4 protein-coding genes are annotated in these 4,428 nt (G+C 47.0%); 3 read left to right on the forward strand and 1 reads right to left on the reverse strand.

Features of this window, described 5'->3' with window-relative positions; all coding sequences use genetic code 11:
- Window positions 1–227: 227 nt before the first annotated feature.
- Window positions 228–734 carry a LabA-like NYN domain-containing protein gene (locus tag ACJ2PR_RS35165; protein ID WP_446862596.1) on the forward strand — a complete coding sequence of 169 codons (507 nt, stop codon included), beginning with the start codon at window positions 228–230 and terminating at the stop codon, window positions 732–734.
- Between the two features lie 94 nt (window positions 735–828).
- Here the strand turns inward: ACJ2PR_RS35165 and ACJ2PR_RS35170 are convergent, their stop codons facing one another.
- Window positions 829–1,857 (reverse strand): Fic family protein, encoded by a 1,029-nt coding sequence (locus tag ACJ2PR_RS35170; protein ID WP_446880536.1) that lies wholly within the window; start codon window positions 1,855–1,857, stop codon window positions 829–831.
- Between the two features lie 479 nt (window positions 1,858–2,336).
- On the opposite strand from ACJ2PR_RS35170, the gene ACJ2PR_RS35175 reads away from it, so the two are divergent.
- Together ACJ2PR_RS35175 and ACJ2PR_RS35180 are read left to right on the forward strand one after the other, a co-directional pair.
- On the forward strand, window positions 2,337–3,962 hold the full coding sequence (locus ACJ2PR_RS35175) for a 2-isopropylmalate synthase (RefSeq protein WP_446880537.1): 1,626 nt from the start codon (window positions 2,337–2,339) through the stop codon (window positions 3,960–3,962).
- Between the two features lie 122 nt (window positions 3,963–4,084).
- A partial coding sequence (locus ACJ2PR_RS35180) for a class I SAM-dependent methyltransferase (protein WP_446880538.1) occupies window positions 4,085–4,428 on the forward strand: 344 nt, incomplete at its 3' end.

Genomic DNA, 4,428 nt, shown 5'->3' on the forward strand with positions numbered 1-4,428 from the left:
ATAACCTCTATCTTCAGAGAGATATCTGATAATCACTTCTAAGAATTAAGTGTTGCATGAAAGTTGTCTCGACTTATGGAACAACTTTAGGTCAAGGTTTATCAACAGTTGTCAAAGGATTAATCTCAGCAACGTGATTTTCAGCGATTGACTGGTTTTACGTTGCTAGAATTAATTATTCCAATTTTTCTACAATTTTTAGGTCTAAACTTTCTATGCATTATTCAATGAATCGTCTCTCTATATTTGTAGACGGCAACAATATGTTCTACGCTCAACAAAAAAATGGCTGGTTCTTTGATCCCAAGCGAGTCCTAGAGCATTTTATTAGCGAGCCAGATGTTGAGTTAGTCAACGCTTTTTGGTACACCGGGCTAAAAGATCCCCAAGATCAACGCGGATTTCGGGACGCATTAATTAGTTTGGGCTACACCGTTCGTACCAAAATTCTCAAAGAATATTATGACGATACATCGGGTCGCTACTCCCAAAAAGCGAATTTAGATATTGAAATTGTTGTCGATATGTTTAACACCGTTGACCAGTACGATCGCGTAATTTTGTTTAGTGGAGATGGCGATTTTGAGCGAGCGATCGAGTTTCTTCGATGCAAAAGTACGCACATTACAGTCGTTTCTACAGAGGGAATGATTGCCAGAGAATTACGCAATGCTACTGACCGCTACATCGATTTAAATGACATTCGGGGGCACATTGAGAAAGCCGATTACTGAAAGCAACCTTCCCCTGATGCTGAGGTGTCAGGCGTTGTGAATAAGCGCCCGATCGTTCGAGTCCAACCTAAGTAGATTTGGTTTGCGACTATTGCTAAACATCTTGGAAAACAGCAAGATATGGGGCGTAAGAAAAAGCTCGATTACGCTTTTGTCCAGTGATTTCTTTTAGAAGACCAATCTCGCTAAGATCCTTGATCAAAGTGTTGGCGTTGGGATAGGACAGCCCCGTGATTAACTCAGCATGTTCAACAGTAAAAATGGGTTTGAAATAAAGGCTCTCAAGTAGCGCGATCGCATTACCGGATCGTCGCCCCATTACGCTGAGTACCAATTGGCGATGCTCTTCTTTCAGGTTGACGATTTTGCGGGCGGTTGCAGCGGCTTCCTGGGCTACTTCGTAAACCCCACGCAGAAAAAATTTTAGCCAGCCTTCCCAGTTGCCGCTATCCCTGATGGCTTGAAGTCGATCGTAGTATTCGGCCCGATATTTCTTGAAATAGTGAGAAATGTAGAGGAGTGGTCGTTGTAATGTGTTTTGTTCACACAATAGAAACGTGATAAGTAATCGCCCTGTTCTTCCATTACCGTCCAAAAAAGGGTGAATTGTTTCAAATTGAGCATGAGCCAGACCCACTTTAATTAAGGTAGGCATCGGTTGTGGGCTATGCAAAAACTTCTCCAGATTATCTAGAGATTGAAGCATTTCATACGGTGGAGGAGGAATATAAGTCGCCTTCTCTAATGCACATCCTCCTGCACCAATCCAATTTTGGGTGCGGCGAAACTCTCCTGGTTCGCGTTCGTCCCCTCTGACCCCTTGCATCAACTCTTTGTGAATTTCTCGAATCAGTCGCAACGATACAGGCAAACTCTTGAGTCGTTCAAGACCATAGTTGATTGCAGCAATATAGTTGACAACCTCAGCCACTTCTTGAGGATTATCTGGTTCTAAAGCTTGAGATTCAAACTCCAGGACATCTATCAAAGAGGCTTGGGTGCCTTCAATTTGACTCGATAGAACGGCTTCTTTACGAACGTACATAAACACAAACAGATCTGGATTAGGAAGTGCATCGGTTGCTCCGTCTAGCCGCCCCAACGCACGATCTGCCTGGGACAAGAGGTTCTACATTTCCTGATCCATAGTGACTTCAGGAATGGGCGGTAGTGGGTTAGGGATGAAAGCCTTGTATCCTCTCATCTGTTCCACATATTGACCCGCTCTAATCCCTCTGACCATTGTTATCGGTTCCGCTAATACTGAATTGTTTGCAACACTATATTATCAAGATCGACCTCTTTTCGTTAATAAGCCCCGTTAACGAGTTGATCTGTGAGAAGCCGTAAAAAAGAAGCCATAAAAGAATTTTTACGCTGCATCCAAGGTCTTGAAAGGCACCCTGATATTGCGTCAAAGCCAATCGTTCGGGGATATCGGGTTCAGTCTGAACGTTTACTCAGAGAGAATCATTGAGATAATCACCTCTGTCTCCTCTTCAACAATTCCAAAGCTGACGGTTTAATGTCAAAAGGTGGGTACTAGAATAGTTGGAATGGCGCAACTGCCACAAAATTCTTACTACCAAACTTATTCGATCTATGAACGTTCCATCTCCAGACCGGATCATCATTTTCGATACCACTTTGCGCGACGGTGAACAGTGCCCTGGCGCAACGCTCAATGTGGATGAAAAGCTGGCGATCGCTCGGCAACTGGCGCGACTTGGAGTGGACGTGATCGAAGCGGGGTTTGCCTACGCCAGTCCTGGAGATTTTGAAGCCGTCGAACGGATCGCCCAAACCGTCGGGACTGAGGATGGGCCGATCATTTGCAGTTTGGCACGCGCAATTCCCGCTGACATCAAAGCGGCCGCCGAAGCGCTCAAACCCGCCGCCCATCCGCGAATTCACACCTTTATTTCCACCTCAGACATTCATCTGGAATATCAGTTGAAAAAGTCTCGATCGCAAGTGCTAGAAATCGCCGAAGAAATGGTCGCTTATGCCAAATCTTTTGTTGAGGATGTTGAGTTTTCGCCGATGGATGCGGCGCGGTCTGATCCCAAGTTTTTGTATGAAGTGCTGGAGCGGGCGATCGCCGTTGGGGCCAAAACGATCAACATTCCCGATACGGTTGGCTACATGACTCCGAGTGAGTTTGGCGACATGATTCGCGGCATTCGTGAAAACGTTCCCAATGTCGATCAGGCGATCATTTCCGTTCACGGTCACAACGATTTGGGGTTAGCAGTGGCCTGTTTCTTAGAAGCGGTCAAAAACGGCGCGAGACAGTTGGAATGCACGATCAACGGTATTGGCGAACGAGCCGGAAACGCTGCTCTCGAAGAATTGGTGATGGCGCTGCATGTTCGTCGTCAATACTTCAATCCCTTTTTGGGTCGTCCTGCTGAGTCCGAAGCGCCTCTGACCAACATCAACACCCAGGAGATCTACAAAACGTCGCGGCTGGTGTCCAATCTGACCGGAATGCTGGTGCAGCCCAACAAAGCGATCGTCGGTGCCAACGCCTTCGCGCACGAGTCGGGCATTCATCAGGATGGAATGCTCAAAAACAAGCAAACCTACGAGATTATGGATGCTCAGTCGATCGGCTTGACGAGCAATCAGATTATCTTGGGCAAGCACTCTGGGCGCAACGCTTTCCGCACTCGGCTCAAGGAATTGGGCTTTGATTTGTCTGACAACGAGTTGAATAAAGCCTTTTTGCGCTTTAAAGAGCTGGCCGACAAGAAAAAAGAAGTCACCGACTGGGATTTGGAATCGATCGCCAACGACGAAGTTCAACAAGTTCCCGAACTGTTCAAATTGGAAATGGTGCAGGTGTCTTGTGGCGATCGCGCTTTTCCGACGGCAACGGTGAGTCTGCGAACTCCTGAAGGCGAAGAACTGATCGATGCTGCTACGGGAACCGGGCCCGTGGATGCCGTTTATAAAGCGATCAATCGGGTGATCAATGTGCCCAATCAGTTGATTGAATTTTCGGTGCAGTCTGTCACAGCAGGCATTGATGCGATCGGCGAGGTGACAATTCGGATTAAGTATGGCGATCGCATTTTCTCAGGTCACGCTGGAAACACAGACATTATCGTTGCCTCTGCTCAGGCTTACGTGAACGCGCTAAACCGCCTTTATGCCGCTCTACAACAGGTCGAAAGTGAACCAGAAGCGGTTTCTACCCCTGTTTCTAAACAAAGACAAATCTGAGGATTAGGTCATTGGTCAGGGGGGATGGCGCAGAAAACATCCCTACAGCCGTTACCCATTTCGCAGCATCAGTGATAATTTGTGGGGTGGACATTAGTCTGCCCTTTATTTTTTTAAAGCTTATGCAAGACGATGTTTTACGCAAAGAGCAGGACTTCCACGACCAGTGGGCCAGCACGATCGAGGTAGATGGCATTCGAGTCGCTGATTACTTTGAGGCTTGTACGGCTCCCGAAAATCGCTTTATTCTCCGACAGCTTGGCGATGTGCGCGGCAAATATTTACTCGATTTGGGCTGTGGCGCGGGTGAAAACAGCGTCTACTTTGCAAAACTGGGCGCAAACTGTGTGGCGACTGACTATTCTCCTGGGATGGTGGAGGTTGCCTTAAAGCTGGCTGAAGCTAATCACGTCAAGGTCGAGGGACGAACGATTAATGCAATGGCGATCGACTTTCCTGACAACAC

The sequence above is a fragment of the Phormidesmis sp. 146-33 genome, from assembly GCF_052939515.1.

Bases quoted from the DNA above. Each gene is read 5' to 3' on its own strand.
- ACJ2PR_RS35175 (WP_446880537.1), top strand. From the start codon at position 2,337: ATGAACGTTCCATCTCCAGACCGGATCATCATTTTCGATACCACTTTG.
- ACJ2PR_RS35165 (WP_446862596.1), top strand. From the start codon at position 228: ATGAATCGTCTCTCTATATTTGTAGACGGCAACAATATGTTCTACGCT.